At 30.8% G+C, this 621-nt stretch carries 2 protein-coding genes; one reads left to right on the forward strand and one right to left on the reverse strand.

The features are described 5' to 3' along the window. The coding region (locus tag KI356_RS27155) for a GrpB family protein (RefSeq protein ID WP_212936998.1) at nt 1-267 on the forward strand (267 nt) is incomplete at its 5' end. Between the two features lie 210 nt (nt 268-477). Here KI356_RS27155 and KI356_RS27160 read toward each other — a convergent pair. Further along, nucleotides 478-621 (reverse strand): DUF4181 domain-containing protein (locus KI356_RS27160; protein ID WP_212936999.1); only part of this gene is annotated, 144 nt, incomplete at its 5' end.

Raw genomic sequence — 621 nt, forward strand, 5'->3', positions numbered from 1 at the left:
AAATACAGAAAAGGTGTATTACCTGAACGATATTATTTCAATAAAGGAGAGCCGAGAACTCATCAAATTCATATGTATGAACAAGGGAATACATATTTAATGGAGCAATTAAAATTCAAAGATTACTTAATAGGCAATAAAACTTCTCGTATGCAGTATGAACAGTTAAAGATTCAACTTTCAAAAGCTAATCCTAATGATAAACATACGTATGCAGAGGATAAAATAAATTTCATTAAATCCATCTTGGCTAAAATAAATGATTAAACTGCGAAGACCGAACTTCATACACATGATAAGCAACCATTTACACATAGATAAATGGTTGCTTATCAATTAGTTATCGCATTAATCGTACCATCGATACTAATTATTATAAGTGATTGCTCTTCACATTTTTCATGAATCCATTCTAAAATCACGTTTAAATCCAACTTAATCCATCCCCTTATACTTCTTACATCAATAATTATATCGTTATGCAGCAGGTGAAGCGAAGTAAAATAGTATTGAAACCATTAAAACAATTGCAACCAATGCAATTATTGAAAGGATGTATTCTTTCGATTCCCTATCATATTTCCACTCCATCCATGCTCTTAAAACCCAGAGCGTTATAAA

The organism is Bacillus hominis (genome assembly GCF_018332515.1).
GTDB lineage: Bacteria > Bacillota > Bacilli > Bacillales > Bacillaceae_G > Bacillus_A > Bacillus_A hominis.